Annotated in this window: 27 protein-coding genes and 1 riboswitch; of the genes, 4 read left to right on the forward strand and 23 right to left on the reverse strand. The window is 60.2% G+C overall.

Annotated features, from left to right (window positions below; genetic code table 11):
- Window positions 1–130: 130 nt before the first annotated feature.
- The 8 genes from pip to MRBLMR1_RS23800 all read right to left on the reverse strand — a co-directional run bounded on the left by pip (window position 131) and on the right by MRBLMR1_RS23800 (window position 6,467).
- Window positions 131–1,090 carry a prolyl aminopeptidase gene (gene pip, locus MRBLMR1_RS23765; RefSeq protein WP_500066619.1) on the reverse strand — a complete coding sequence of 320 codons (960 nt, stop codon included), beginning with the start codon at window positions 1,088–1,090 and terminating at the stop codon, window positions 131–133.
- Window positions 1,087–1,578 (reverse strand): GFA family protein, encoded by a 492-nt coding sequence (locus MRBLMR1_RS23770; RefSeq protein ID WP_500066621.1) that lies wholly within the window; start codon window positions 1,576–1,578, stop codon window positions 1,087–1,089. Before MRBLMR1_RS23770 ends, pip begins: the two co-directional genes overlap by 4 nt.
- Window positions 1,575–2,084: a GFA family protein gene (locus tag MRBLMR1_RS23775; RefSeq protein WP_500066623.1), complete on the reverse strand. Its 510-nt coding sequence runs from the start codon at window positions 2,082–2,084 to the stop codon at window positions 1,575–1,577. The genes MRBLMR1_RS23770 and MRBLMR1_RS23775 overlap by 4 nt, the downstream gene beginning before the upstream one ends.
- A complete protein-coding gene (locus MRBLMR1_RS23780; protein WP_500066625.1) occupies window positions 2,081–2,572 on the reverse strand; it encodes a GFA family protein in 492 nt (163 codons plus the stop codon). Before MRBLMR1_RS23780 ends, MRBLMR1_RS23775 begins: the two co-directional genes overlap by 4 nt.
- Window positions 2,572–2,937: a DUF559 domain-containing protein gene (locus MRBLMR1_RS23785; RefSeq protein ID WP_148145424.1), complete on the reverse strand. Its 366-nt coding sequence runs from the start codon at window positions 2,935–2,937 to the stop codon at window positions 2,572–2,574. The genes MRBLMR1_RS23780 and MRBLMR1_RS23785 overlap by 1 nt, the downstream gene beginning before the upstream one ends.
- 265 nt (window positions 2,938–3,202) lie before the next feature.
- Entirely contained in the window at window positions 3,203–4,600 is a 1,398-nt protein-coding gene (cysS, locus tag MRBLMR1_RS23790; RefSeq protein ID WP_500066627.1) for a cysteine--tRNA ligase, read from the reverse strand.
- Between the two features lie 204 nt (window positions 4,601–4,804).
- Complete coding sequence (locus MRBLMR1_RS23795; RefSeq protein ID WP_500066629.1) at window positions 4,805–5,917, reverse strand: AbrB family transcriptional regulator; 1,113 nt, start codon at window positions 5,915–5,917, stop codon at window positions 4,805–4,807.
- On the reverse strand, window positions 5,910–6,467 hold the full coding sequence (locus MRBLMR1_RS23800) for a hydrolase (RefSeq protein WP_500066631.1): 558 nt from the start codon (window positions 6,465–6,467) through the stop codon (window positions 5,910–5,912). The genes MRBLMR1_RS23795 and MRBLMR1_RS23800 overlap by 8 nt, the downstream gene beginning before the upstream one ends.
- 158 nt (window positions 6,468–6,625) lie before the next feature.
- Here MRBLMR1_RS23800 and MRBLMR1_RS23805 point away from each other — a divergent pair, with 158 nt between their 5' ends.
- Window positions 6,626–7,240: a TetR/AcrR family transcriptional regulator gene (locus MRBLMR1_RS23805; RefSeq protein WP_148145420.1), complete on the forward strand. Its 615-nt coding sequence runs from the start codon at window positions 6,626–6,628 to the stop codon at window positions 7,238–7,240.
- A gap of 18 nt (window positions 7,241–7,258) precedes the next feature.
- Here the strand turns inward: MRBLMR1_RS23805 and MRBLMR1_RS23810 are convergent, their stop codons facing one another.
- The 6 genes from MRBLMR1_RS23810 to alr all read right to left on the reverse strand — a co-directional run bounded on the left by MRBLMR1_RS23810 (window position 7,259) and on the right by alr (window position 13,835).
- Window positions 7,259–7,849 carry a DedA family protein gene (locus tag MRBLMR1_RS23810; RefSeq protein WP_500066633.1) on the reverse strand — a complete coding sequence of 197 codons (591 nt, stop codon included), beginning with the start codon at window positions 7,847–7,849 and terminating at the stop codon, window positions 7,259–7,261.
- Window positions 7,850–7,948: 99 nt separating this feature from the next.
- On the reverse strand, window positions 7,949–8,689 hold the full coding sequence (locus tag MRBLMR1_RS23815) for an SDR family NAD(P)-dependent oxidoreductase (RefSeq protein ID WP_148145419.1): 741 nt from the start codon (window positions 8,687–8,689) through the stop codon (window positions 7,949–7,951).
- A 110-nt stretch (window positions 8,690–8,799) separates the two neighbouring features.
- The gene (gene purF / locus MRBLMR1_RS23820) at window positions 8,800–10,302 is read right to left on the reverse strand and encodes an amidophosphoribosyltransferase (protein WP_500066636.1); all 1,503 of its coding nucleotides are present in this window, start codon (window positions 10,300–10,302) and stop codon (window positions 8,800–8,802) included.
- Window positions 10,303–10,440: 138 nt separating this feature from the next.
- The gene (locus tag MRBLMR1_RS23825; protein ID WP_148145417.1) at window positions 10,441–11,028 is read right to left on the reverse strand and encodes a CvpA family protein; all 588 of its coding nucleotides are present in this window, start codon (window positions 11,026–11,028) and stop codon (window positions 10,441–10,443) included.
- 114 nt (window positions 11,029–11,142) lie between these two features.
- Entirely contained in the window at window positions 11,143–12,558 is a 1,416-nt protein-coding gene (gene radA / locus MRBLMR1_RS23830) for a DNA repair protein RadA (protein WP_183827356.1), read from the reverse strand.
- Window positions 12,559–12,662: 104 nt separating this feature from the next.
- Complete coding sequence (gene alr / locus MRBLMR1_RS23835) at window positions 12,663–13,835, reverse strand: alanine racemase (RefSeq protein WP_500066637.1); 1,173 nt, start codon at window positions 13,833–13,835, stop codon at window positions 12,663–12,665.
- A 234-nt stretch (window positions 13,836–14,069) separates the two neighbouring features.
- On the opposite strand from alr, the gene MRBLMR1_RS23840 reads away from it, so the two are divergent.
- Window positions 14,070–14,594 carry a ClbS/DfsB family four-helix bundle protein gene (locus MRBLMR1_RS23840; protein WP_500066638.1) on the forward strand — a complete coding sequence of 175 codons (525 nt, stop codon included), beginning with the start codon at window positions 14,070–14,072 and terminating at the stop codon, window positions 14,592–14,594.
- An 86-nt stretch (window positions 14,595–14,680) separates the two neighbouring features.
- A riboswitch (cobalamin riboswitch) is annotated at window positions 14,681–14,875 on the forward strand.
- A 34-nt stretch (window positions 14,876–14,909) separates the two neighbouring features.
- Window positions 14,910–15,587, forward strand: a complete 678-nt coding sequence (locus MRBLMR1_RS23845; RefSeq protein ID WP_500066639.1) for an energy-coupling factor ABC transporter permease — start codon at window positions 14,910–14,912, stop codon at window positions 15,585–15,587.
- Between the two features lie 52 nt (window positions 15,588–15,639).
- Here the strand turns inward: MRBLMR1_RS23845 and MRBLMR1_RS23850 are convergent, their stop codons facing one another.
- The 9 genes from MRBLMR1_RS23850 to MRBLMR1_RS23890 form a co-directional block, all read right to left on the reverse strand.
- Window positions 15,640–17,142: a replicative DNA helicase gene (locus MRBLMR1_RS23850; protein WP_183827345.1), complete on the reverse strand. Its 1,503-nt coding sequence runs from the start codon at window positions 17,140–17,142 to the stop codon at window positions 15,640–15,642.
- Window positions 17,143–17,450: 308 nt separating this feature from the next.
- On the reverse strand, window positions 17,451–18,026 hold the full coding sequence (rplI, locus tag MRBLMR1_RS23855; RefSeq protein WP_148145411.1) for a 50S ribosomal protein L9: 576 nt from the start codon (window positions 18,024–18,026) through the stop codon (window positions 17,451–17,453).
- A 21-nt stretch (window positions 18,027–18,047) separates the two neighbouring features.
- Window positions 18,048–19,025 carry a YybS family protein gene (locus MRBLMR1_RS23860; protein WP_312404811.1) on the reverse strand — a complete coding sequence of 326 codons (978 nt, stop codon included), beginning with the start codon at window positions 19,023–19,025 and terminating at the stop codon, window positions 18,048–18,050.
- 162 nt (window positions 19,026–19,187) lie between these two features.
- Window positions 19,188–19,436 carry a 30S ribosomal protein S18 gene (rpsR, locus tag MRBLMR1_RS23865; RefSeq protein WP_112457119.1) on the reverse strand — a complete coding sequence of 83 codons (249 nt, stop codon included), beginning with the start codon at window positions 19,434–19,436 and terminating at the stop codon, window positions 19,188–19,190.
- Between the two features lie 24 nt (window positions 19,437–19,460).
- Window positions 19,461–19,925, reverse strand: coding sequence for a 30S ribosomal protein S6 (rpsF, locus tag MRBLMR1_RS23870; protein WP_148145409.1), 465 nt, complete (start codon window positions 19,923–19,925; stop codon window positions 19,461–19,463).
- A 259-nt stretch (window positions 19,926–20,184) separates the two neighbouring features.
- Window positions 20,185–20,682: a hypothetical protein gene (locus tag MRBLMR1_RS23875; RefSeq protein WP_183827339.1), complete on the reverse strand. Its 498-nt coding sequence runs from the start codon at window positions 20,680–20,682 to the stop codon at window positions 20,185–20,187.
- Window positions 20,683–20,693: 11 nt separating this feature from the next.
- Window positions 20,694–21,662, reverse strand: coding sequence for a hypothetical protein (locus MRBLMR1_RS23880; protein ID WP_500066640.1), 969 nt, complete (start codon window positions 21,660–21,662; stop codon window positions 20,694–20,696).
- Between the two features lie 138 nt (window positions 21,663–21,800).
- Entirely contained in the window at window positions 21,801–22,226 is a 426-nt protein-coding gene (locus MRBLMR1_RS23885; protein ID WP_500066641.1) for a hypothetical protein, read from the reverse strand.
- A 168-nt stretch (window positions 22,227–22,394) separates the two neighbouring features.
- On the reverse strand, window positions 22,395–23,438 hold the full coding sequence (locus MRBLMR1_RS23890; RefSeq protein ID WP_183827333.1) for an aldo/keto reductase: 1,044 nt from the start codon (window positions 23,436–23,438) through the stop codon (window positions 22,395–22,397).
- A gap of 265 nt (window positions 23,439–23,703) precedes the next feature.
- Here MRBLMR1_RS23890 and fabD point away from each other — a divergent pair, with 265 nt between their 5' ends.
- A complete protein-coding gene (gene fabD, locus MRBLMR1_RS23895) occupies window positions 23,704–24,648 on the forward strand; it encodes an ACP S-malonyltransferase (RefSeq protein WP_183827330.1) in 945 nt (314 codons plus the stop codon).
- Window positions 24,649–24,655 lie beyond the last annotated feature (7 nt).

The raw sequence follows: 24,655 nt of genomic DNA on the forward strand, positions 1-24,655 counted from the left end.
GGGGGGAGAGGGGACGTGCCCAACGCGACGGGGCGTCAGGCGGTGAGGGAGCGGCATATCCCTTCTCCCCGTATGGACGGGGAGAAGGTGGCGGCAGCCGGATGAGGGGCTGCCAAAAACTTGGCCGAAACTAGATTTTCCCTGCAAACCCGTCCGTCGCGCGGATCAGCCGGTCGGTGATCCCCGGTTCGGAAACGGCGTGGCCGGAACCTTCGACGATGTGGAAATCCGCATCCGTCCAGACCTTGGACAACTGCCAGGCATATTTGAGCGGGCAGGGCATGTCGTAACGGCCGTGCACGATGACGCCGGGAGTGCCGGCAAGCTTCGTCGCATCGCGCAAGAGCTGGCCTTCATCCAGCCAGCCGGAATTGACGAAGAAATGGTTCTCGATGCGCGCAAAGGCGAGCGCGAAATGGTCCTCGTCGTGTTTCGAGGCCAGGTCTGGTTCCGGCAGAAGCGTGATCGTCGAGCCTTCCCACACGCTCCATGCCTTGGCGCAGGCGATCTGCTCGGCCCGGTCGTTGCCGGTCAGGCGGCGGTGATAGGCCGCCATCATCTCATGACGCTCGGCCTCCGGAATGGGCGCGACGAAGGCCTCCCACTTGTCGGGGAACATTTCCGACACGCCGAACTGATAGTACCAGTCGAGTTCCGGCCTCGTCAGCGTATAGACGCCGCGCAAAAGAAGCTCGCTAACGCGATCCGGGTGCGTCTCGGCATAGGCCAGCGCCAGTGTCGAACCCCAGGAGCCGCCGAACACCTGCCATTTGTCGACGCCGACCATTTCGCGCAGCCGTTCGATATCGGCGACGAGATGCCAGGTCGTATTGGCTTCAAGCCCCGCATGCGGTGTCGAGCGGCCGCAGCCGCGCTGGTCAAATAGAAGAATGTCGTAAAGGTCCGGATCGAACAGTCGCGCCTGGATCGGCGTGATCCCGCCGCCCGGTCCGCCATGCAGGAAGACGACAGGTTTTGCGCCCTTGGTGCCATGGCGTTCCCAGTAGATCACATGCCCGTCGCCGACATCGAGTGTGCCGGTGTCGTAAGGGCTGGAGACGGGATAAAGCGTACGCAGAATGTCGGTCACAGGTGCAAGCCTTTCTCGGGCCAGTTCTCGGTATCGTGGTCTGGATGCTGGAAGGAGATGATCTGCTCCTGCCGGTCGTAATAATCGACGTCGCCATGCACCGGCGCATCGAAGATCGTCTCGACCCAGGGCAGCCGGAAGGCATGGTTGACCTGAACCTGCGGCGCCAGATCATCGCGCTCGTCGAAGGCGCCGATGGCGATCTCGATGCCCTCAGGGTGACGGTAGGTCAGCGGCGTGCCGCAACGCTTGCAGAAGCCGCGGTCGATATTGACCGATGACTGGAAATAGGTCGGCTCGCCACGGGTCCATTCGAGGCCGTCCGTGGGTGCGCTGACGAGTGGGCCGAAAAAACCGCCAAAAGCCTTCTGGCACATGCGGCAATGGCAGATCGAGGCGCGGCCAAGCTTACTATGGATCTTGAAGCGCACGGCCCCGCACTGGCATCCGCCGGTTCTTGGGGCAGCCGTTCCTGTCGTCTCGCTCATGCGTCATCCTCCTTGGTGGTTCCGCCTGAAGCAGGAACCGGTTGCCAGGTTTCCGTCTCGTGGTCGGGATGCTGGTTGGAAACGATATCGGCAAGGAAGGGGGCTTCCGCGATATCATCCATCGTGTGATGCGCCGGAAGCGCGCCGAGGTGATCGACGAACGGCACCTTCGCCTCGACGCCATACTGGATCGATGGCGGCAGCGCCGAAGGATCGTCAAGCGCACCGGCCGAAACGGCAATCCCGTCTGAAGCCTCATAGGTCAGCGGCGTGCCGCAATTGCCGCAGAACCCGCGGCTTACATGGTTCGACGACGGAAACTGTTTCGGCACTCCGCGCGTCCAGCGAAAGCTTGCGCCGCGTGTCGAGATCAATGGTGCATAATAGGCACCGAACGCCTTCTGGCACATGCGACAGTGACAGATGGACGACTGGCCCGGCTTTCCCTCGATGACGAAGCGCACCGCACCGCACTGGCAGCCGCCCGTATGGAAATGGTGGGTCAAATCCAGAACTCCGATCCGGCTTTCGGCCAATGTTGCGTATCGTGGTCGGGATGTTGCCGGCTGCTTTTGGCAATCTCGACGGCCTCTTGCGGCGTCGTATCCATGCCGGGTTCATGATGCAGGCCGTCAAGCGCACCGAACCATGGCATCTTGCGGGCAAGATTGGTCTGCATCTCCGGCTTTACGCTTTCCGGAGCATCGAGAGAGCCGAGCGTGATGCTGACATGATCGTGCCCGCCATCGTAAAACAGCGGCGTACCGCAATCGCGACAGAAGCCGCGCCGCACGGTGTCGGAAGACTTGAACCACGCCGGTTCGCCGCGAGTGAGCGTGAAATTCTCATGCTTCACCCCGCCGAAGGGCATGAAATAGCTCCCCGCCGCCTTCTGGCACATGCGGCAATGGCAGACATGCGGAAAACCGATCTCGCCTGTCGCTCGATAACGGATGGCGCCGCACTGGCAGCCGCCGGTATGGATCTGAGTCATCACCATGCCTCCCCGACTATTTTCAGGATATGCAGGCAGACATTGTCGATATCCGTCAAGACATCGTCGTTCCAGAAACGCAAAACCGTCCAGCCGTCCTGTTGCAGGCGCCTTGTTCTTGCCGCGTCATAAGCGAGGTCGTGATCATTGCCGTGCTGGGAACCATCGACCTCGACGATAAGGCGCGGCGTGGGGCAAGCGAAATCGGCAACATAGCCGGCAATCGGCACCTGGCGGCGGAAGCCAAGGCCCATCAGGCGATGGGCGCGAAGGGCATTCCAGAGTTTTAGTTCGGCATCCGTCAATGCCTTGCGCATGCGTCTGGCGTTGGTGCGAAGCTTGGGTGAGACGGGGGCATGCGGCATGTCATGCTCCTCGTTGTCTGCTGCGGAGTGGAGATCACCCCCCTCTGTCCTGCCGGACATCTCCCCCACAAGGGGGGAGATCGGAGAGTAGCGAACCCGCCACGTCAATCCAAGGGTGAGATTGCCGCTTTCCTCTCGCGGTGAGGCGAACACGGCACTGTAGTCTTTGTTAAGCAGAGACGGTGCCACCTGCTGATCTCCCCCCTTGTGGGGTAGATGCCCGGCAGGGCAGAGGGGGGTAGCAACTGCCGCTGCCGTAACCATCCTACCGCTTCAGCTCCCACGTCGTCACACGCTCGCCGGTTGCCGCGTCCTTGCCGTCCTTCAGCTGGATGCCCTTGGCCGAGAGTTCGTCGCGGATCTTGTCAGCTTCGGCAAAGTTCTTCGCCTTCAGCATTTCAAGTCGCATGGCGACCAGCGCATCGACGGCACCCGCAAGCGCTTCATCGACTTCGGTTTTCTTCGGTAGCACACCGAGGAGTGCGGCGCTGGCGGCAAACATCGGCAACAGCGTCCTATCGGCATTGGCTTCCTGCGCCAGCGCGTGGATGCGCTGTACGGCGGCCACCGTGTTCAGATCATCGGCAAGCGCTTCGAGCACGATCGGGCAGGGCTCGGTGCCTGCCGGGATCTCGGACGGATCGACCGCCGGCCACTTGGCCAGAAGCCTTTCTGCTTCCTCGAGCCGCTTCACCGAAAAGTCGATCGGTTCGCGGTAATGCGTCATCAGCATGGCAAGCCGCAGCACCTCGCCCGGCCACTTGCGGCCGCCGAACGTGTCGGTCTCCAGCAGCTGGTTGATGGTGATGAAGTTGCCGTCGGATTTCGACATCTTCTTGCCTTCGACCTGCACGAAGCCGTTATGCATCCAGACATTCGCCATGACTTCAGTGCCATGGGCGCAGCGCGACTGGGCGATCTCGTTTTCGTGGTGCGGGAAGATGAGATCAAGGCCGCCGCCATGGATGTCGAAGACTTCGCCGAGATAGCGGCCACTCATCGCCGAGCATTCGATATGCCAGCCCGGACGGCCACGCCCCCAGGGGCTCTCCCAGCCGGGTTCGTTATGGGAGGAAAGCTTCCACAAGACAAAGTCGCCGGGGTTCTTCTTGTGCGCATCGACAGCCACGCGCGCGCCAGCCTGCTGCTCGTCGAGCGGACGCTTGGAAAGCTGGCCGTAATCGCTCATCGACTTGGTGTCGAACAGCACTTCGCCTTCCGCGACATAGGCATGGCCGCGGGCGATCAGCTTTTCGATGATCTCGATCATCTGGGCAATATTGTCGGTAGCGCGCGGCTCGACGGTCGGCTCGAGGCAGCCCAGCGCCGCCACATCGGCATGGAACTGTTTCGCCGTCTTTTCCGTCACCGCGTGGATCGCGTCATTGAGGGCTAGATGCGGGAAATCGCGCAGAGCACGCGCGTTGATCTTGTCGTCGACGTCGGTGATGTTGCGGGCGTAAATGACGTGGGCGTCGCCGTAGACGTGGCTGAGCAGCCGAAACAGCACGTCGAACACGATGACCGGGCGGGCATTGCCGATATGGGCGAAGTCATAGACCGTCGGGCCGCAGACATACATGCGCACGTTGTCGGCATCGATCGGCTGGAACGCCGATTTCTCGCGGATCACGGTATTGTATAGCTTGAGCGTGGCGCTCATCGAAAAATTCTCCCAACGTCAACAAGACATGCCGCAACCGGTACCGGACCGGGGCGTTTGTCTTCAAGGCTTTTCGAGAGACGAAAACGGCCGGACCAGCGCGAACGCTAGCGGATAATGTTCCCACAAATGGAAATCTTCGTTTTCATGGGCTCGGTTATGGCGTGCGTCGGCTGTTTGGTCAAGAGTGGAAGAGCCGTGCGGTTAGCGGGACATATGGCGCACGATCGCCTTGGCGAGCATCGGCCCGGTCAGCACCACGACCAGAAAGCGGCCGATCTGCATTGCCATTACGAAGGGCACGTCGACATTGGTCGATGCGGCGATGATGGCGACCGAATCGGCGCCACCGGGGCTTGTCGCCAGATAGGCCGTCAGTGGATCGATGCCGGCGAAAAATACAAGCATGGCGGCAAAGCCGCTGCAGATGAGAAGAAGGCAGGCAATCGAGCCGAGCACGCTCAGGAAGTTGCGTGCCGCGTAAGTGACGACCTCGCGTGTGAACCGCCCGCCGACCGCCCAGCCAACCAGGGCATAGGCAATGGCAAGCATCCATGGCGCAAGCACCAGCGGCATGCCGAAGCCGAACTTGGCGACAAGACAACCGGCCAGCGGCCCGAGCAGTGCTGCTCCGGGAATACGCATCAACCCGCAGATCCAGGCCGAGCCGAAGGCGACAGCCAGCGTCGCAAGGACAGAAAGAGGCGAAAGGGCAGGGAACCACTCGACGCTTTGCGAGTCGGCCGGCGTCACGCCGAAGAGACGCGCCACCATGGTCGCGGCAAGCGCCACGCACACGACGCGCAAATACTGCATGAAGGCGACGAGCCGCATGTCGCCGCCATAGCTTTCGGACATCAGCACCATGACCGAGGCGGCGCCGGGCGAGGAGCCCCATATTGCCGTCGTGCCGGGAAACACCCGCGCTCTGACCATCAACGCGCCGAGCGCCGATGAGGCGACTACGGTGGCGAGGATGCCGAGCGCGAAGACCGGCCATTGAGCCGCCAGTTCAGAAAAGATCGACGGCGGCATGTTGGAGGCGATCATCACGCCGATGATCGCCTGCGCGCCGTTGAACGCCACCTTCGGCATGCGGAAACTCATGCCCGAAAGCGCCATGGCGATAGCCATTGCCATCGGGCCGAGCAGCAATGCGGCCGGCAGATGCATGAGTTCGAGAATCCAGCCGAGGAGCAGCGAGCCTGCAACAAGGACCAGCCAGCGCGCCGCCGGCGGTAGGGCCGCGGCCCGCCTCAGCCAGCGGTGGTTTGACGACACATCATCGGGCTCCTCGGACATCAGGCGATCAGTCAAGTGAAAGGTCCGCCGTGGTGGTTACGCGTGCGATGCGCGGGAAGATGAGCTTGAAAGTCATGTCATGCGATTCGGCGGAAACGCCGGTCGAGGCATCCTCGACAACGACCATGTTATAGCCATGTTCCCAGCCGGCACGGACCGTCGATTCAACGCCGAAATTGGTGGCGATGCCGGCGACCACGATGGTTTGAATGCCACGCCGACGAAGCTTGACGTCGAGATCTGTGCCGTGAAAGGCGCCCCATTGATGCTTGGTCACGGTGAGATCTCCCGGCTGCTGCAGGCCTTCGGCCAGCACCGTCCAGTCCTCCGGATAGTTGCGGCCGGCGGCGGTATCGGTGAGGCCGCGCGGCGCATCGCCAAAATCCGGGCCGAAATCGACATTGACCAGAACCACAGGTGCATCCGCCTTGCGGAAGGCATCCGCCAATTGGCGGCCTTTGGCAAGAATATCGGCGCTGGCATGCGGCGCCGTATTCATGGCGAGAATACCCTTCTGCAGATCGATGAGAACGAGCGCGGTGGTTTTGGGATCGAGTGCGAGCATAGGATGTCTTTCGGCGAGGAGGCGCGAGTGTGTGCAAGATGAACTGCAGGCCGGATCGGCAGGGCGGCGAGGGAAATCCGCGACGGGATGACGAGAGGTCTGCATCATGTTATGCGAGGATGTACTCGCATAACTCCTATTTGAGGATCGCCTCGCAAATGTCAACCGCGAAGCCGCCAAAGGCGGTGGAACCCAAGCGCAAACGTGGTCATGAACGTGTGGCGACAATCGTCGAGACGGCGATCGGCCTGTTTGCCACGCACGGCTATCGAGCCGTGACCATGTCGGAAGTGGCCGCGCAATCGGGCACGGCGATCGGCTCGCTCTACCGCTTCTTTCCGACAAAGGATGCGCTCGCCCAGGCGATCATGGACCGTTATGGCGCGCATCTTACCGACGAGCTGGAAAAGGTGGTGGCGATCGCTTCAACCGCATCGGTGCGGGACGTGGCTCAGGCGCTGGTGGCGATGATGCGCGGATTGCAGACGGAGAGGGCGGCGGCCCTGGTTCTGGCCGATGCCCGCGAGGACGGTTCGCTTCGCCGCGCCGGCCTGCGCAGCCAGATGCTGGAAAAGCTGACGGCGGTCCTGGCGCTGGTCGATGGCAGCCCTATGCCCGCCGACATCGACCAGCGCGCCTGGATGCTGCTTTATGCATTGAAAGCGATCAGGCAGTTCGACCAGGAACATCCGGCGCTGTCGAAACGGCTGGTCGATGATGCCCGCCTGCTGATCGAGCCGCTTGTGGCGGCGGGCCTCACGAAAACCGGATAAGAAAAGACAAGCCCCTCTTCAGCGCGTGACCGACCCTCCGCGTATCTGCCTGCGGATGAGATAGGCGAGGGCAGCGAGTATGACTGCAATTGCAGCGATGGCGATCAGCATATGGAGGTGCAGCCTCAATCGCCCGAACAGCAACTCGACCGCATTGCCGAAGAGATAGCCGATCGAGGTGATCAGCACGGCCCAGACCACGGCCGCGATGAAATTGAGGATAACGAAGCGAAGTGCCGGCACCGAACTTAGCCCGATTGCAATCGGGCTGACCGTTCGCATGCCGTAGATGAAGCGAAAGGCGAGAATGAAGCCGGTCGGATGGGCTTCGAGAAGCTGACTGACCTTCTGCGCCGCATCGGTTTTCAGGAAGCGTTGAACCAGCGCCAGCCGGTTGGCATAACGCCCGGCGAAGAACCATGCCTGATCCGCCGCAAATGAACCGATTGCTGCAGCCGTCGCCGCTTCCCACCAGGACATGAAATGCCGGTGCGCAAAGACCCCGCCCAAAAAGACCGCCGTCTCGCCCTCGAAGGCTGCGCCTAAAAACACGGCGAGCACGCCATATTGGGAAATCAGATGTTCAAGCGAGAAATGTTCGAACGGCAAGGACAAGTCTCCGGCATGGCACGATGCTTCAGGTCTGCTCCTTCAAGTTAGGGGAGCCGCAGCCAAAGTCATGCCGGATCTTATCGCCCTGTGCTTTCTTCACTCCGGCAGCCGGTAATCGACGAAGCGGTTCTCGCGCACGACGAACAGCCGGCCGCTGTCGATCGTTTCGGGTGAAGCGAGCGGCAGGATCTTTGCGGCAACCTCTGACGGATGCGGCAGGGTTTCCGGGTCTTCGCCAGGCATGGCCTGGGCGCGCATGGCGGTGCGGGTGGCGCCCGGGTTGACCATGTTGATCTTCAGCGGCGTATGCGCCATTTCCTCGGCCCAGATCCTGCCCATGGTCTCGACCGCGGCCTTCGACATCGCATAGGCACCCCAGAACGCGCGCGGATTGGTGGCAACGCCGGACGAAAGCAGGATGGCGCGGCCAGCATCAGACTTGACCAGTAGCGGCTCGAGAGAGCGGACCAGCCGCCACATGGACGTGACATTGGTGGTCATGACGCGATCGAAGGTCTTCGCTTCGACATGGGCGACCGGTGCGATGACGCCGAGAATGCCGGCATTGGCGACGAGAATGTCGAGCTTGCCCCAGCGCTCATAGATCGACGCCCCCAACCGGTCGATTGCGTCCATGTCGGAAAGATCGAAGGGAACGAGTGTGGCCGAGCCGCCGGCGGCCTTGATCACGTCATCCAGCTCTTCCAGCCCGCCGACCGTGCGAGCGCAGGCAATCACATGCGCGCCGGCTTTTGCCAGTTCAATCGCCGTGAAATAGCCGATGCCGCGCGATGCGCCGGTTACAAGCGCAATCCTGCCTTTGAGATCGATGGTCATGTTTCCCGCCCCGCTTAGACAATCTGATTTTGAGGCCAAAAAAGAAGGCCGCGTTTCCGCAGCCTTCTAGAATGTTTATCGGTTATTGGAAACCGGTCTTCGCGTCCGGCTCAACCGTTGCTGGCGAGTAGCGAGACCTTGCGACCGACCGCTTCGCCGTCCTTGTCGAGAAGACGGGTCGGATAGTCGCCGGTGAAATAGTGGTCGGTGAACTGCGGACGTGCGTCGTTGCGGTCCTCGCCGCCGACGGCCTGATAGAGGCCGTTGATCGACAGGAATTCAAGGCTGTCGCAGCCGATATATTTGCACATCGCTTCCAGGCTTTCATACTGGTTGGCGAGCAGCTTTTCCCGGTCCGGCGTGTCGATGCCGTAGAAATCCGGATAGTAGATCATCGGGCTTGCAACACGCAGATGCACTTCCTTTGCGCCGGCATCGCGGATCATCTGCACGATCTTGAGAGACGTGGTGCCGCGAACGACCGAATCGTCGACCAGCACGACGCGCTTGCCTTCGATCATCGCCCTGTTGGCGGAATGCTTCAGCTTCACGCCGAAAGCGCGGATCTGCTGCGTCGGCTCGATGAAGGTACGGCCGACATAATGGTTGCGGATGATGCCGTATTCGAACGGAATGCCGCTCGCTTGTGCATAACCGAGCGCTGCCGGCGTGCCGCCATCGGGAACCGGCACGACGACATCGGCCTCGACCGGAGCTTCCTTGGCAAGATTGATGCCCATGTTCTTGCGCGCGACGTAAACGCTGCGACCGCCGACGACCGAATCCGGACGGGCGAAATAGACATATTCGAACAGGCAAAGGCGCTCCGGCTGGCCGTTGCCGGCCTTGCGGGCGTCGATCGAGATGGAGCCATCCGCCTGGATTTCGCAGATGATGACTTCGCCATTTTCGACGTCACGCACGAACTTGGCGCCGATAATGTCGAGTGCGCAGCTTTCCGACGCAAAGATCGGCTTGCCGTCGAGCTCGCCCATGACCAGCGGACGGATGCCGGTGGGGTCGCGTGCAGCGATTAGCTTGGTGCGGGTGATCGCCACCATCGAGTAACCGCCTTCCATCTGGCGGATCGCATCGATGAAGCGGTCGGCAGTGGAGGAGTAACGGGAGCGGGCGATGAGATGCAGGACGACTTCTGTATCCGACGTCGACTGACAGATGGCGCCACCGGCGATCAGCTGACGGCGCAACGTCAAGCCGTTGGTGAAGTTGCCGTTATGAGCAATCGCGATACCGCCGACTTCCAGTTCGGCAAACAGCGGCTGCACGTTTCGAAGCGCCACTTCGCCGGTCGTCGAATAACGGACGTGACCGATGGAGATGTTGCCTGGCAGTTTGGCAAGCGTTGCCGGGTCCGTGTAGTGGTCGCCGACGAGGCCCATGCGACGTTCCGAATGGAAGCGCAGGCCATCGAAGGAAACGATACCGGCAGCTTCCTGGCCACGATGCTGAAGGGCATGCAGACCAAGCGCCGTCAGCGTTGCCGCATCCGGGTGCCCGAGGATGCCGAACACGCCGCATTCTTCATGCAGCGTATCGTCTTCCCACTCATTGGAGCGGTTGATGTCGAAGGATTGTGAAGCCGACTGGTCCATCGTGAGCCTGTGCCCTTGATCTTAAAATGGAAAGGCCGGCCGGGGAATTTTCGTCCCCGGTGCGAGCCCGCTCTCTACCTGAATTCAAGTCATACCACAAATGGTGACGAATTGCGTTGCATCAAGCGCAACACAGCGTCAATTATTTGTAGCAGGTGCGTCGCCCACCGGCGGCAGTTCCTGGCCGGGCTGAACATCCGCCGGCGCTTCTTCCTTGCCGGTGATGCGCGCGCGGATCTGCGGCTCGATATCCTCGGGCAATACGGCTTCAAGACGGCCGACAAGCGTATCGAGGAAAGGCTTCGACTTGGCGTCCACCACCCAGGTCGGCTGCGCCTTGACCGGCACCAGCCAGTTCCAGAAGGCCGTTGCGATGACGAGCAGCAGGATGCCGCGGGCAGCGCCGAAAAGGAAGCCGAGCGTGCGGTCGAGCGCGCCGATGCGGCTGTCGATGATGAAATCGGCGATCCGCGACGTGATGAAGGAGATCACGATCAGCGCGATCAGAAAGATCACGCCTGCAGAGGCGGCAATCGCGATACGGTGATCGGACGTGTATTTTTCCGCATAAGGCACAGCCAGCGGATAAAGATAATAGGCGGCGGCAACCGAGCCGGCCCAGCTGGCGATCGACAGCACTTCGCGGGAAAAGCCGCGGACCATGGCAAGCACCGCAGAAAACAGGGTGACGCCGATGACAATACCGTCGAAGATCGTAATGGGCATGTAAACTCTACTCCAGAACCTGCCGTTCCACACCTGCCGGAGGAACCGGCATTTTCGCCCGGCATTCCAGCATTGGGCGCAGTGTCTTACATCAGCCAACTCATTAACGGAAGATCAATCATCTTCTCCGGCATTTTCATGGCCTTTCCCCAGTTTCTTGGCGGATCCGGCAATGCGGGCGACAAGATCGGGAAGGTCCTCGATCATCGTCCAGCGGGCGCTGCCGTTCTTCGGCAGTTCCGCCGAGGTGGCAGGCAGCATGGCACCGGCAAAGCCGAGTTTTTCCGCTTCCTTCAGGCGCTGGGATGTCTGCGACACCGGGCGTACGGCGCCTGAAAGGCTGATTTCGCCGAAGAAAACACAATCGGCAGGCAGGGCTGCGCCGGCGAGCGACGAAACGAGCGCCGATGCAATCGCCATGTCGGCTGCCGGTTCCGAAATGCGGTAACCGCCGGCGACATTGAGATAGACATCGTGCTGGCCGAGCCTGACCCCGCAATGGGCTTCGAGCACGGCAAGGATCATTGCCAGACGCGAACTGTCCCAGCCGACCACGGCGCGGCGCGGCGTGCCGAGCGAAGTGGCTGCCACAAGCGCCTGCACCTCGACCAGAACCGGTCGTGTGCCTTCCATGCCGGCAAAGACGGCGGCACCCGGAGATTTGGCATTGCGCTCGCCGAGAAACAGTTCGGACGGGTTGGAAACATCGCGCAAGCCGTTATCGGACATTTCGAACACGCCGATTTCGTCGGTCGGCCCGAAACGGTTCTTTACCGTTCTAAGGATGCGATAGTGATGGCCGCGATCGCCCTCGAAATAAAGCACGGCATCGACCATGTGCTCGACGACGCGCGGACCGGCGATCTGGCCTTCCTTCGTCACATGGCCGACGAGAACCATGGCGGCACCCGTCTGCTTTGCAAAGCGGATCATCGCCTGCACGCCGGTGCGCACCTGGGTGACGGTGCCGGGGGCCGAATCTGCCGTATCGCTCCACAGCGTCTGGATGGAATCGATGATCACCAGATCGGGGCGCTTGCCTTCGGAAATCGTGGCAAGGATGTCTTCCACATTGGTTTCCGCAGCAAGCAGCACGTCCGAATCCGCCGCACCGAGGCGCTGGGCGCGCAGGCGCACCTGGGCAACCGCCTCTTCGCCCGAGACATAGATGATCCGGTGGCCGCGGCGTGAAAGTGCTGCTGCCGCCTGCATCAGCAGCGTCGATTTGCCGATGCCGGGGTCGCCGCCGATCAGCACCGCAGACCCACGCACGAAACCGCCACCGGTGGCGCGGTCGAGTTCGGAAATGCCGGTAAAGATACGCGGTGCCTGTTCGGTTTCGCCCGACAGCGTGGTCAACGCAACGGCACGGCCCTTCTTCGGTGCCTTGCCGGGACCGCCGCCGATGCCGCCCATCGGGTCTTCCTCGACGATCGTGTTCCACTCGCCGCAGCCGTCGCACTTGCCGGCCCAGCGGCTATGCACCGTGCCGCAGTTCTGGCACACGAATTGGGTTTTGGTTTTTGCCATAGATTTGATCGCCGCCTTCAATATCTCGGATACCCGCAAGAACAAAAGCGGAACCAATGGCCTTTTAAGCGAAACTGGCAGGTGATGACAAGACGGCGGTGATATCAATCGTCCGGATAAATGTAGCGCCGTTCATAACGCAGCCCGAGCGCGGTCAGAAGTTCGTAACCGATCGTGCCGCCGGCGCGTGCGGTGTCGTCGAGTGCGATGTTCGGGCCGAACAGTTCGATATAGTCACCGGTGCGGATTTCGTTTTCGGGTACGTCGGTCACGTCGAAGATCGTCAGATCCATCGTGACCCGGCCGATCACGGGCACGCGCCTGTTGGCGATGAAGCCGAAGGCGCCGGGTGCGCCGCCAGCCCGAAGCGGTACGCCGGAACCGGACAGCGAACGCAGGTAGCCGTCGGCATAACCGGCCGACACAACGGCAAGCCTGCTGTTGCGCGAGAGCTGATGGGTGGCGCCGTAGCTGACGGTCGAACCGGACGGCGCATCGCGGATCTGGATGATGCGTGCTTCCGCCTTTGCCACGGGTTTCAGCGCCTGCATACCGTTGACCGCTTCACCGCCATAGGCGGCAATTCCAGGACGGGTGAGATCGAAATGGTATTCGGGGCCGAGAAAGATGCCGGCGGAAGCAGACAGACTTGTCGGAACGCCTTCGAAAGCCGCCGCAACCCGTTGGAAAGACTCAAGCTGTGATCGGTTGAGCGGCGAGGCTGGCGAATCGCCGCTGTGAAGATGCGACATAACGAGAACGGGTGAGAAACTTGCCGGCCGCGAGACATCCTCGGCAAAGGCGATCGCTTCTTCCGCGGGAAGGCCAAGCCGGTTGAAGCCGGTATCGATATGCAGCGCACAAGGATGGTCGCCATGTTCGGCCGTGGCCGACATCCAGAAGGCCAGCTGTTCTTCGGAGATGATCACCGGGACCAGATCGTTTTCGTAAAACATCCGTTCCTGGCCCGGCCATATGCCGGAAAGCACATAGATGCGGGCATCCGGTGCATAGGTGCGCAAGGTTACGCCTTCCTGCACCGCGGCAACGAAGAAATCCCGTGCGCCGGCTTCATAGAGCGCCGTACCGCAGTCCTCGAGCCCCAGACCATAGGCATCCGCCTTGACGACTGCGGCGGTTGAAGCCCTTCCAGAGCGGCGTGCCATTTCCTTCCAGTTGTCGACGAGTGCGCCGAGATCGACCGTCAATCTCACGGGCGCGATATCGAAATCATCCAGATAGGTTTCGTCGCTGTCAAAATCGGTCTGTTCTGTCATGGCGGTCTCAACTGAATATGCTTTTGAAAATCGGAGTGGCCGATCCTAACCTTTTTGCCGGCTGGAAAAAGGCCGCGGGTAAAGAATAAGGTTCTCCGTACAGGCTTTTGACACCACAATAATTGTGCAGCAATCCTAGGGTCGGTGCCCGGCTGCGACAGCCGGACGGCTTCATATCCCGTGGATAGAGGCGTAGTTTAGACGCTGTATTTGAACAGCATCCGAAGGCACTCCATGGCTGTACCCGGTTCCAGGCAGGAACTTCTTGCGGCGGTCTCCACGACCTTCAACAGGCTTTGGGACGATCTTGCCCGCGTTCCAGGGCCCCGGGCGAGGGAGGCATCCATGCAGGGCCACATGGCAGGCTCGATGATGAGCCCGGCGGATCTCGTCGCATACCTGATCGGCTGGAACGAACTGGTGCTGAAATGGCTAGATCGGGATGACCGGGGTGAGGCGATCGATTTTCCGGAGACCGGGTTCAAGTGGAACGAACTAGGGCCGCTTGCTCAAAAATTCTACGCAGACCATGACGCACTGGACTGGCCCGAGCGGTTGGAACGACTGAGGACGGTGAGGGAGCAGCTGGTCTCGACAATCAGCAACCGGTCAAATGACGAGCTTTACGGCAAAGGCTGGTACGGCAAATGGACCAAGGGGCGCATGATCCAGTTCAACACCGCATCGCCCTATGCCAATGCAAGAGCGCGCATTCGCAAATGGCTGAAGGCCCAGGAGTGCACGCAGCAACACCTATGATCCCGTCTTGCTGCATGCGACCCTATGACAGCGCTAGATCGGTGCGATTTCGGCTGCTGTTGTTTGCTGCCTCTGCGGGAAATTGCTACCTCATTCCCGCACATGGTGCGGCCGACATCCGTTGACCGCATGGGAATAAGGGCAGCATCTGTTGAACCCGACCGCCCCCGCGACTGTGAGCGGCGAGCTTTGCGAAACACCACTGTGGCCTCGCGCCATGGGAAGGTTCGACAAGGCATCGACCCGCGAGTCAGGAGACCGACCGTGTGCATCTTATCAATCAACGACCGTCGGGTGTGACGGACAGGAGCGCACATGCATATCGAACCGGGCCTCGTAGACGGGGCCAAAATCATTCTGAGCTATGCCACTGCAGCAGGGGCGGGACTTTTTACGTTGAAGCTGGTGCGAGACACGATCCGGCAACAGGGGCTTGTCTCCTTGGTCTCGCGCACTGCAGTTACTGCAGCGGCTGTCTTCTCTTTCTTTGAGCTTCTGCCGCATTACGCAGTCGGCGTATCCGAGGTCCATTTCATTCTCGGCTCGACGCTGTTTCTGCTGTTCGGCGCAGCGCCGGCGGCAATCGGGCTGGCGCTCGGTCTGATGATCCAGGGAATGTTCTTCGCGCCGGCAGACCTGCCGCAGTTTGGAATGAACGTCACGACGCTGCTGGTGCCGTTGTTTGCGGTGAAAGCGCTGGCGGATCGTATCATTTCGCCAGGCACGGCCTATGTCGATCTCACCTATAGGCAGGCGCTCCAGCTATCGACCGCCTATCAGGCCGGTGTCGTCGCCTGGGTGGCTTTCTGGGCCTTTTATGGTGCCGGTTTCGCAAGCGAAAATCTTGTGGCGATCGGCACGTTCGGTATTGCCTATATGTCGGTCGTGCTGATCGAGCCGCTGGCGGACCTGGCCGTACTTGCCATCGCCAAGACCCTGAATGCTCTGAACGGTTCAGGCTTCGTTACGCGACGGCTTTACAACGCGGCCTGAGTTAGCCCGCGACTCTCAGCCTCGCCGGTGTACTGCCGGCGAGGCTGTTCGATCACGGTTCTTCGTATTGCGTGAAGCTCGGCTCGGCGAGGTCCGCAAAGCGCGTGAATTCGGACTGGAAGGCGAGCTTGACCGTGCCGGTCGGTCCGTGACGCTGCTTGGCGATGATGACGTCGGCCGTACCCTTGACGCGCTCCATATGTGCTTCCCATTCCGGGTATTTCGGATCGGCCAAGTCGCGGGGCTCCATGTTCTTTACATAATATTCCTCACGGAACACGAAGAGCACGACGTCGGCGTCCTGCTCGATCGAGCCTGATTCGCGAAGGTCGGAAAGCTGCGGGCGTTTGTCTTCACGGCTTTCGACACCGCGCGACAGCTGTGACAGCGCGATGATCGGCACGTTGAGTTCCTTGCCGAGCGCCTTCAGACCCGTGGTGATCTGGGTGATTTCCTGCACGCGGTTTTCACCCGACTTGCCCGAACCGGTCATCAGCTGGATATAGTCGACCACCAGGCAATCGAGGCCGCGCTGGCGCTTCAGGCGGCGGGCGCGCGCCGATAGCTGGGCGATCGAGATACCACCGGTCTGGTCGATAAACAGCGGCACCTTCTGCATCATTTGGCTGCAGGCGACCAGCTTTTCGAAGTCGGCCTCGGTAATGTCACCGCGACGGATCTTTGACGACGAAACTTCCGTCTGCTCGGAGATGATACGGGTGGCGAGCTGTTCCGACGACATTTCGAGCGAGTAGAAGCCGACGACACCGCCATTCTTGGCCTTGAACGAGCCATCGGGGGCGATTTCCTGCTCGTAGGCGGCCGCGATGTTGTAGGCGATATTGGTGGCAAGCGAGGTCTTGCCCATACCGGGGCGTCCTGCGAGCACGATCAAGTCGGAGCGCTGCAAGCCGCCCATCTTGCCGTCGAGCGACATGATGCCGGTAGAAATACCGGAAAGCTGGCCGTCGCGCTCGAATGCCTGCCCCGCCATGTCGATGGCGATCGCCACCGCGTCGTTGAACGATTGGAAACCGCCGTCGTAACGGCCGGTTTCCGCCAGTTCGAAAAGACGGCGTTCGGTATCCTCGATCTGGCTTTGCGGCGGCATGTCGAGCGGCGCATCATAGGCGATGTTGACGACATCTTCGCCAATGGTGATCAGCGCCCGGCGAAGCGCCAGGTCGTAGATCGCCCGACCGTAGTCTTCCGCATTGATGATAGAGACGGCATCGGCGGCAAGACGTGCGAGATACTGCGCAACAGTCAGGTCACCCACCTTGTCATCGGCCGGAAGAAAGGTCTTCAGCGTGATCGGGTTGGCTGTCTTGCCCATACGGATGATGTCGCCGGCAACCTCGTAAATCTTGCGATGCAGCGGTTCGTAGAGATGCGGCGGCTTCAAGAAGTCCGAGACGCGGTAATAGGCGTCGTTGTTGACCAGGATCGCGCCGAGCAGCGCCTGTTCCGCCTCGATATTGTTCGGCGCCTCGCGATAGTGCGGCGCTGCATCCTTGTTGCTGAGCGACCCCATGTTGCGCGGAACTTCGTTCATGATCTTCTACCCGTCCTGTCCGTTCAAGGCCTCGGTTCTAGTGATAACTGGACCGCACCGAAACCGTGCATTTTGCCTTCGGATGTTACCCACAGATATCCACAGCGGGCGTCATTTACGCGAAACAAAAAACGTAATGAAGCGACAAATCCGGTTGACTGTGCCTCATTCGGGCCGACGTCGCAGGAGTGGTGCGAACGGGTCGCGACTCACCGGAGCAAACGCCATCTTACCCGCAAAAAGAGACAAAAAAACGCCCGGCCTTCGTGAGGCCGGGCGCTGTCACAGACGAATCTGCGAGAGGTCTATTATTCTTCGTCGCCGTCGCGGTCAGCTTCCGGATCGAAGAAGTCTTCCGGGCGCAGTGCGTCTTCGTCAACGCCGTAGATGGCGTCAGCGGAGGTGAGGCTTTCGCCCTGTGCCTGACGCTCAGCTTCTTCAGCCGAACGTGCAACGTTGACCGAGATCTGGATCTCGACTTCTGAATGCAGGTGGAGCGTTACTTCGTGCAGGCCGATAGCCTTGATCGGGTGGTTCAGGTCGACCTGGTTGCGGCCGACGTTGAAGCCTTCTGCAGCCAGTGCGTCCATGACGTCGCGAGCAGCAACAGAACCGTAGAGCTGACCGGTTTCGCCAGCCGAACGAACGATGACGAAGGTCTTGCCGGCGAGTGCGTCGGCAACCGTCTGGGCTTCGCCCTTGCGCTCGAGGTTACGGGCTTCGAGCGTTGCGCGCTCGTTTTCGAAGCGCTTCTTGTTGGCTTCGTTGGAGCGAAGTGCCTTGCCCTGCGGCAGCAGGAAGTTACGAGCGTAACCGTCGCGAACCTTTACGGTTTCGCCCATCTGGCCGAGCTTCGGTACGCGTTCAAGCAGGATGACTTGCATGTTGGAGTTCCTTTCTAGTTCTCAATTGTCTGGATTGGTTGTGTTCTGATCCGTGCCGCCCTTTGCCGGCGTCAGCGCAATGGTCCGGCGGGTGTCCGTGAGACCGAAAGCGAGGATCGCGAAGGCAGGAATGACGAGCATGGAGGAGAGGTATGCGAGCACGAGGACCGGCAGGCGCCAGTCCTTGCCCTGACTGCGGAAATGGATGGCGGCGAAACCCGACATCAGGAAACCTGCGCCGAAGGTACCGCAGATTGTGGCGCCGACCATTGCAGGTACGCCGCCCAAAAAGGTCATGACGATGCCGGCGAGAAAAATGTAGATCGCATGGCGGTTCATGCGCAGTGCCGACGGCATGTCTTCACGCGGGCGAAGCGCGCGGCCCGAGCGCGAGACGATGCGTACGGCGAAATAGAAGGCTGCAAACAGCAGGATCACCCATATGCCGCCCTGAACCATCGGCAACGTGAGCAGCATCGTGCCCTTCAGGTGCCCGATATCGGCAGCGGTGAGTGACAGGCCGGGTTCCTGGGTCTGCAGTGCGGAGCCGAGCACGTCGACGATCTGCCCGACAAGTTCCGGTCCATAACCGATGGCGACGCCAAGCGCGATGACGGCGATCGTCACCAGGCCGCAAAGATGCAGCAGGATATCTGAGATCGGATACCAGGCGAGCAGGTTGTCAGGGCCGCCGAGTTCGGAAGCCGGGCGCGCCAGATTGGCAAGGTGCGACAGCCAGCCGGCCGGGATCAGCGTGAAGATCGCCATGGTGACGGCGAAGATCGGCGAGATGAGAACTGCGCCGAGAATGCCCGACGTGACGATGCCGGTAATGGCTGCGCGGTTACCCCAGCCAAGGCCGGCGATGAAGATCGGAAGAGCAGAGGCGGCATAAAGAACGGCGGCAAAAGACGATTGCGTGCCGGCACCCATCACGAGGAGGGTGGCAACGACGCCGGCCAGAATGCCGGTGGGCAGCACTGTCTGTGTCTTGTTCATTACGCTCTCGCTGTCCTGCCAGATCAAGCAGTTAGGGGACGGGCCTGAATCAATTTGACAGGCGCTTCATCCCCAACATGGGGTTTGCAGTTCATTTCCGATCCGCGCCCAACGCGGAAGGGAGTAGACCCGCTGATTTTTGATCAGCGGGTCCGGTATCAATTACGATACGACGTACGGCAGCAGGCCGAGGAAACGGGCGCGCTTGATGGCCTGGGCCAGTTCGCGCTGCTTCTTCTGGGAAACTGCGGTGATACGCGAAGGTACGATCTTGCCGCGCTCGGAAATGTAGCGCTGCAGGAGACGAACGTCCTTGTAGTCGATCTTCGGTGCATTTGCGCCCGAGAAGGGGCAGGTCTTGCGACGACGATGGAAAGGACGGCGTGCCGGGGACGAGGATACGTCAGCCATTGTGTTTTCTCCTTGAGGCCCAGATTAGGATTCGCGCGGAGCGGACGGGCGCGGTGCGCGCTCGAAGCCGCCTTCACGCGGAGGACGATCGCCGAATTCGCGGCGCGGGCCACGATCGCCGAAGTCACGGCGCGGGCCACGATCGTCACGCGGACGGTCGTCACGGTCACGCTTCTGCATCATGGCAGACGGGCCTTCTTCGTGCTTCTCGACGGAAAGCGTCATGTAGCGAAGAACGTCTTCGTTGATGCGCATCTGACGTTCCATTTCGTGCACGGCAGCAGCCGGAGCATCGATGTCCATCAGGGCGTAGTGAGCCTTGCGGTTCTTCTTCATGCGGTACGTCAGGGACTTGAGGCCCCAGTTTTCGACGCGCCCGACCTTGCCGCCGTTAGCTTCGATGACACCCTTGTACTGTTCGACGAGGGCATCAACCTGCTGAGCGGACATATCCTGCCGGGCAAGGAATACGTGTTCGTAAAGAGCCATGTAAGCTTTGCCTTTTCTTGCGGTTGTTTTGCACCCGGGTTCGGCGGCTAAGCCTCAACGACTGCTCCTGATGGCCAAAAGGCCGGCAAGAAAAGTTGTTGTTTCGAGACGGTCGAGAGCGGAGACACGGGAGGCCGGAACGCTTTCGTCCCTGAGGCTCGCCTGAGCGAACCTGCCCTCCGTACAGCCACCAGCCAGAAGACCGGGTGTTTCGAACAGGGCGGCTTATACGGATTTTTAGGCGAAAGGCAAGGGGCGATCATTTTCCGTCACAAAACAACTGCCCGGTAATGCCTTCTCCATCGCTTGTTTCGCCTGAAAACGTATAGGAGTTCTGTTTCAGAAGCTGCTCAAGGTAACCCGTGCAGCGTTTGTGCTGTACATATTCGGATTGGGTTATGTAGTTACCGTAACAGCCTATCTGGGGCCATACCTTTTTCAGGGCGACGTGCCCCGACTGCATTCCCTTCACGCTGATCCAGCGATTGTTTGGCGACATTCCCGTCTGCAGAACGCCACTTGGCATATAGGGCTTCATGAATTCGATCAGCTTCTGCTCCAGCCGGGCCAGTTCCTCGTCACCGGGCTTCTTGTTGAAATAGCAGATTGGATAGGAGCGTGTGACAACGGGTGCCTGGGCCGCGGTGTTTTCGCCGCAGGAGCAACGGGTGCCTTTGCCCGCTTCGGGCATGTCGGCCGCCTCGGTCGCAGAGGTGGCCGACAATATCAAGACAACGACTTTCGCCAGCAAACGCATCTTTGCGAACCTCAGTCGAGGAGCTTTTCTGTCGCGATTTTCAGCAGCTTGTTTTTTCTTTTTTCGGCAGATGTATCTACTGCAGAACTCCACGTTCCAAGGGATGAAATAGCCTTGTCATCGGGGCCGACCTCGTCGATGTAAGGGGATGCGGCAAGAGCAAACTCTTCAGCCCCATCGAAGAGCTTGTCGACCCTAAATCCGAGCAGCCGGGTATGTGCTGGATCGTCGAGAAAGGTGACGCTCTTCTTGTCTTCGGACTCGCGGGTGTTCAATTTGTAATCCGACATCGAACCGGACGTAGCCGGAATATTCATGCCGAAAACGGAAAATGAGCCGCTCGCCGACGCCGTGAATTTCGACCACTCGGAGAATGTCGACACCTTGTCGAAATGCAAGGTCAGCTCCAGGCCGCGGCCAAGGATTACGGAGGAGATGGCATGTCCGAGGAGACCGGCATAAATCGGATTTGCGGCAAGAACCTCGCGGATCCTCTTGTATGCAAAAACGCCCGACGAGAACCACGGGCCGCGATTGACCCAGTATTCCGCCAGATTCTCGAAAGCCATCCCGACCCTGTTGGTCGCCGCAATGGTTTCCTTGAGGTGGCTCTCGCTCGAGACACTGGCACTTGCCTTGAAAAAGAACCACTTCCGGGCCGTTCCGGAGGCGCTCCAGCTGACATCATGCTGGTGGGTCGCAGCCGCGGTCTTTTCGATCGACACGGAGCGCTTGCCGATATTTGTCAGGAATTTCGGTAGATATCCGGACGGACGGATTTCGACGGATGGCTCGAAATAGTTCAGGTTGTTGTAGATGTATGCCTGCCCCAATCGGATCGGGTCGTATTTGTTGATCTCTTCGAGTATCGGATCTTTTGGCCGCGGCATCAGATATTGGTCGAGCGTTGCGTATTTGAGCAGCGAGGATATGTGCCTCGCCTCCACATCCGGATATTGTGCGTCGCGCAGGATGTGCATGCGGACAAGGCCGTCAGAGATGATGTTCTTGTAATAGCTGATCTGTTCGGCGAAGTTATTCGTGTTGAAAAAAGCCGTTTGTTTGTCGAGGTAGTAGGCGTCATCTGCGGCGACGCCATTCTGCGTGGCATAGGAGTTCTAGGCGGTGAACACTGTCTGGTAGAAGAGCTGAAGTTCCTGCCGGCTTTGGCGGACTTCCCTGTCTATAAGGTCGATCTTGTCGACGATGTCTTGCCGCAGCGCGGTGTCCAGCTTGAATACGGCCTGTTTCAGAACTTCCGTGAAGAAGAATGAATACCTGTCGTTCGTGTTGGCTACACCCAGGGCGACGGGACCATATTCGGTGGGGGAAATCGTCACCGTCCTGTCGGCAAAGGCGCGGAAAACATATTCCGTGAACATCGGCGCCTGGGGAATGATGTCGAAGGTGACGAGGCTGCTGTTGAGCGCGATCTTTTGTTCCGTTTGCGGATTCAAGATCTCGTATAGTTGGCTGTAATACAGATCCACCGCGTTCGAAATCGGCGAATCTTCTGCTTTGATTTCGACGTTTACGTCTACCATGGCGTGATCCTCCCGTTATATGCAATCATAGATAATGGTTGCATATAGCTTGCGCAATCAATCATAGATTGCATAAAGAGGGGTCGCCAATTGTAGCGGGTTGAGTAGTCCTCGGGCACTTCCACGACACGACCGGCGACCTTGTCGTGGAGGTTGGCATGGGGTGGATCAGATCGGCATCGGGTACTGCCGGTGGATTTCGGCGATGTCTTTCATCACTTCATCGGAAAGCGAAACATCTGCCGCGCCGATATCCATCTTCAACTGCTCCATGGAGGTGGCGCCGATGATGGCTGCAGTCATAAAGGGGCGAGCGAGGCAGAAAGCCAGCGCCATCTGCGCGGCGTCGAGCCCATGTTTCGCTGCCACACCGACATAGGCCTTGACCGCTGGTTCCTGCTTCGGCTGCAGCCGCCCGCCCAGATCGGTATTGACGGTTGCGCGCGTGCCGGCGGGGCGGGCTCCGTTGAGATATTTACCGGTGAGCAGGCCGGCCGCCAGCGGCGAGTAGGCGAGCAGGCCCACATCTCCGTGATGGGCGACTTCGGCAAGGTCGAGATCGAAAGTACGGTAAAGCAGATTGTATTCGTTCTGGATCGACGCGACGCGCGGCAACGCTTTTTCTTCCGCCAGGCGTAGATATTGCATCGTACCCCAGGCGGTCTCGTTAGAAAGGCCGAGCGCGCGGATTTTTCCGGCCTTTACCAGATCATCCAGCGTCTGCAGCTTTTCGATAATGTCGGCGATGGACTTTTCTCGGTCCTGGGTCGAGGCGTCGAAGGTCCAGGAATTGCGGAAATGATAGTGGCTGCGGTTCGGCCAGTGGATCTGGTAAAGATCGATATAGTCGGTCTGCAGCCGCTTGAGGCTGGCATCGACCGCCTCGCGAATGGTCGCAGCCTCGATCGGGCGGCCCTCACGGATATGCGGACGACCGGCGCCGGCGATCTTGGTGGCAAGCACGATATCCCCGCGCTTGGCCCGTTTCTTCAGCCATGTGCCGATATACTGTTCGGTGCGGCCATAGGTTTCGGCGCTGACAGGCGTTGTCGGATAAAGTTCAGCCGTATCGAAAAAGTTGACGCCGTGTTCGACGGCATAATCCATCTGGGCATGCGCTTCGGCTTCGGTGTTCTGGGTGCCCCAGGTCATGGTGCCGAGGCAGATTTCGGACACGGAAAAGTCTGTGCGGCCGAGTTTGTTGTACTTCATCAATGCAGTCCTGGATGAGGAGGCCGGGAGGGAGGGGCCGGGAGTAAAGACAAGGCGGGGGACTTTAGCGCCCGGTTGATGAATCGCAAGGGCATCACGCGATCAACTTCGCGCCCCGGTCTCTATTTCGCCTCAAACCGCTTCGACAAACCACCGCTCCGGGCCGATTTGCTTTGGAATGGCAGGGCCGCCGCAGGGTGTTACCCTTGACTCTCAAGGTTCAAATGTGAATGGAGAGGCAAAACATAAGGGAAGGATTATCCCAATGAGCATTGCATTCACGTTTCCGGGTCAGGGTAGCCAGGCCGTCGGCATGGGCAAGGATCTCGCTGAAGCCTATCCGGAAGCCCGCGCGGTTTTCGAGGAAGTCGACGAGGCTCTCGGCCAGAAGCTCTCCGATATCATGTGGAATGGCCCGGAAGATACGCTGACGCTGACGGCAAACGCCCAGCCGGCGCTGATGGCCGTTTCGATCGCCACGATGCGCGTGCTCGAAGCCCGTGGGCTGAACCTTGCCGACAAGGTCGCTTATGTCGCCGGGCATTCGCTCGGTGAATATTCGGCGCTCTGTGCCGCCGGCACCTTCTCGCTGTCGGATACGGCAAAGCTTCTGCGCATCCGCGGTGATGCCATGCAGTCGGCCGTTCCGGTCGGACAGGGCGCCATGGCTGCGATCATCGGCCTCGAACACTCCGATGTCGACGCCATCTGCGCTGAAGCAAAGGCAGAAGGCGTCTGCCAGATCGCCAACGACAATGGCGGCGGACAGCTTGTCATCTCCGGCTCCAAGGCAGCTGTCGAAAAGGCAGCGGCCCTTGCGACCGAAAGGGGCGCCAAGCGCGCCATCATGCTTCCCGTATCCGCTCCCTTCCATTCCGACCTGATGGCGCCGGCCGCCGACGCCATGCGTCACGCGCTCGCCAAGGTCGAAAAGAAGAGCCCGGTCGTGCCGGTCGTTGCCAATGTGCGCGCCGCCCCGGTTTCCGATGCTGAAGAAATCGCGCAGCTGCTTGTTACCCAGGTTACCGGCCAGGTCCGCTGGCGCGAAACTGTCGAGTGGTTCGGTCAGAACGGCGTGACCACTCTCTATGAAATCGGCTCCGGCAAGGTGCTGACGGGGCTTGCCCGCCGCATCGACAAGAATATCTCTGGCGTAGCCGTCAACACCCCGGCCGATATCGACGCGGCAATCGCTGCCATTCTCGGCTGAAGAAAAG

Origin of the sequence: Neorhizobium sp. LMR1-1-1.1 (assembly GCF_040675795.1) — a bacterium.
Classification (GTDB): Bacteria; Pseudomonadota; Alphaproteobacteria; order Rhizobiales; family Rhizobiaceae; genus Neorhizobium; species Neorhizobium cellulosilyticum.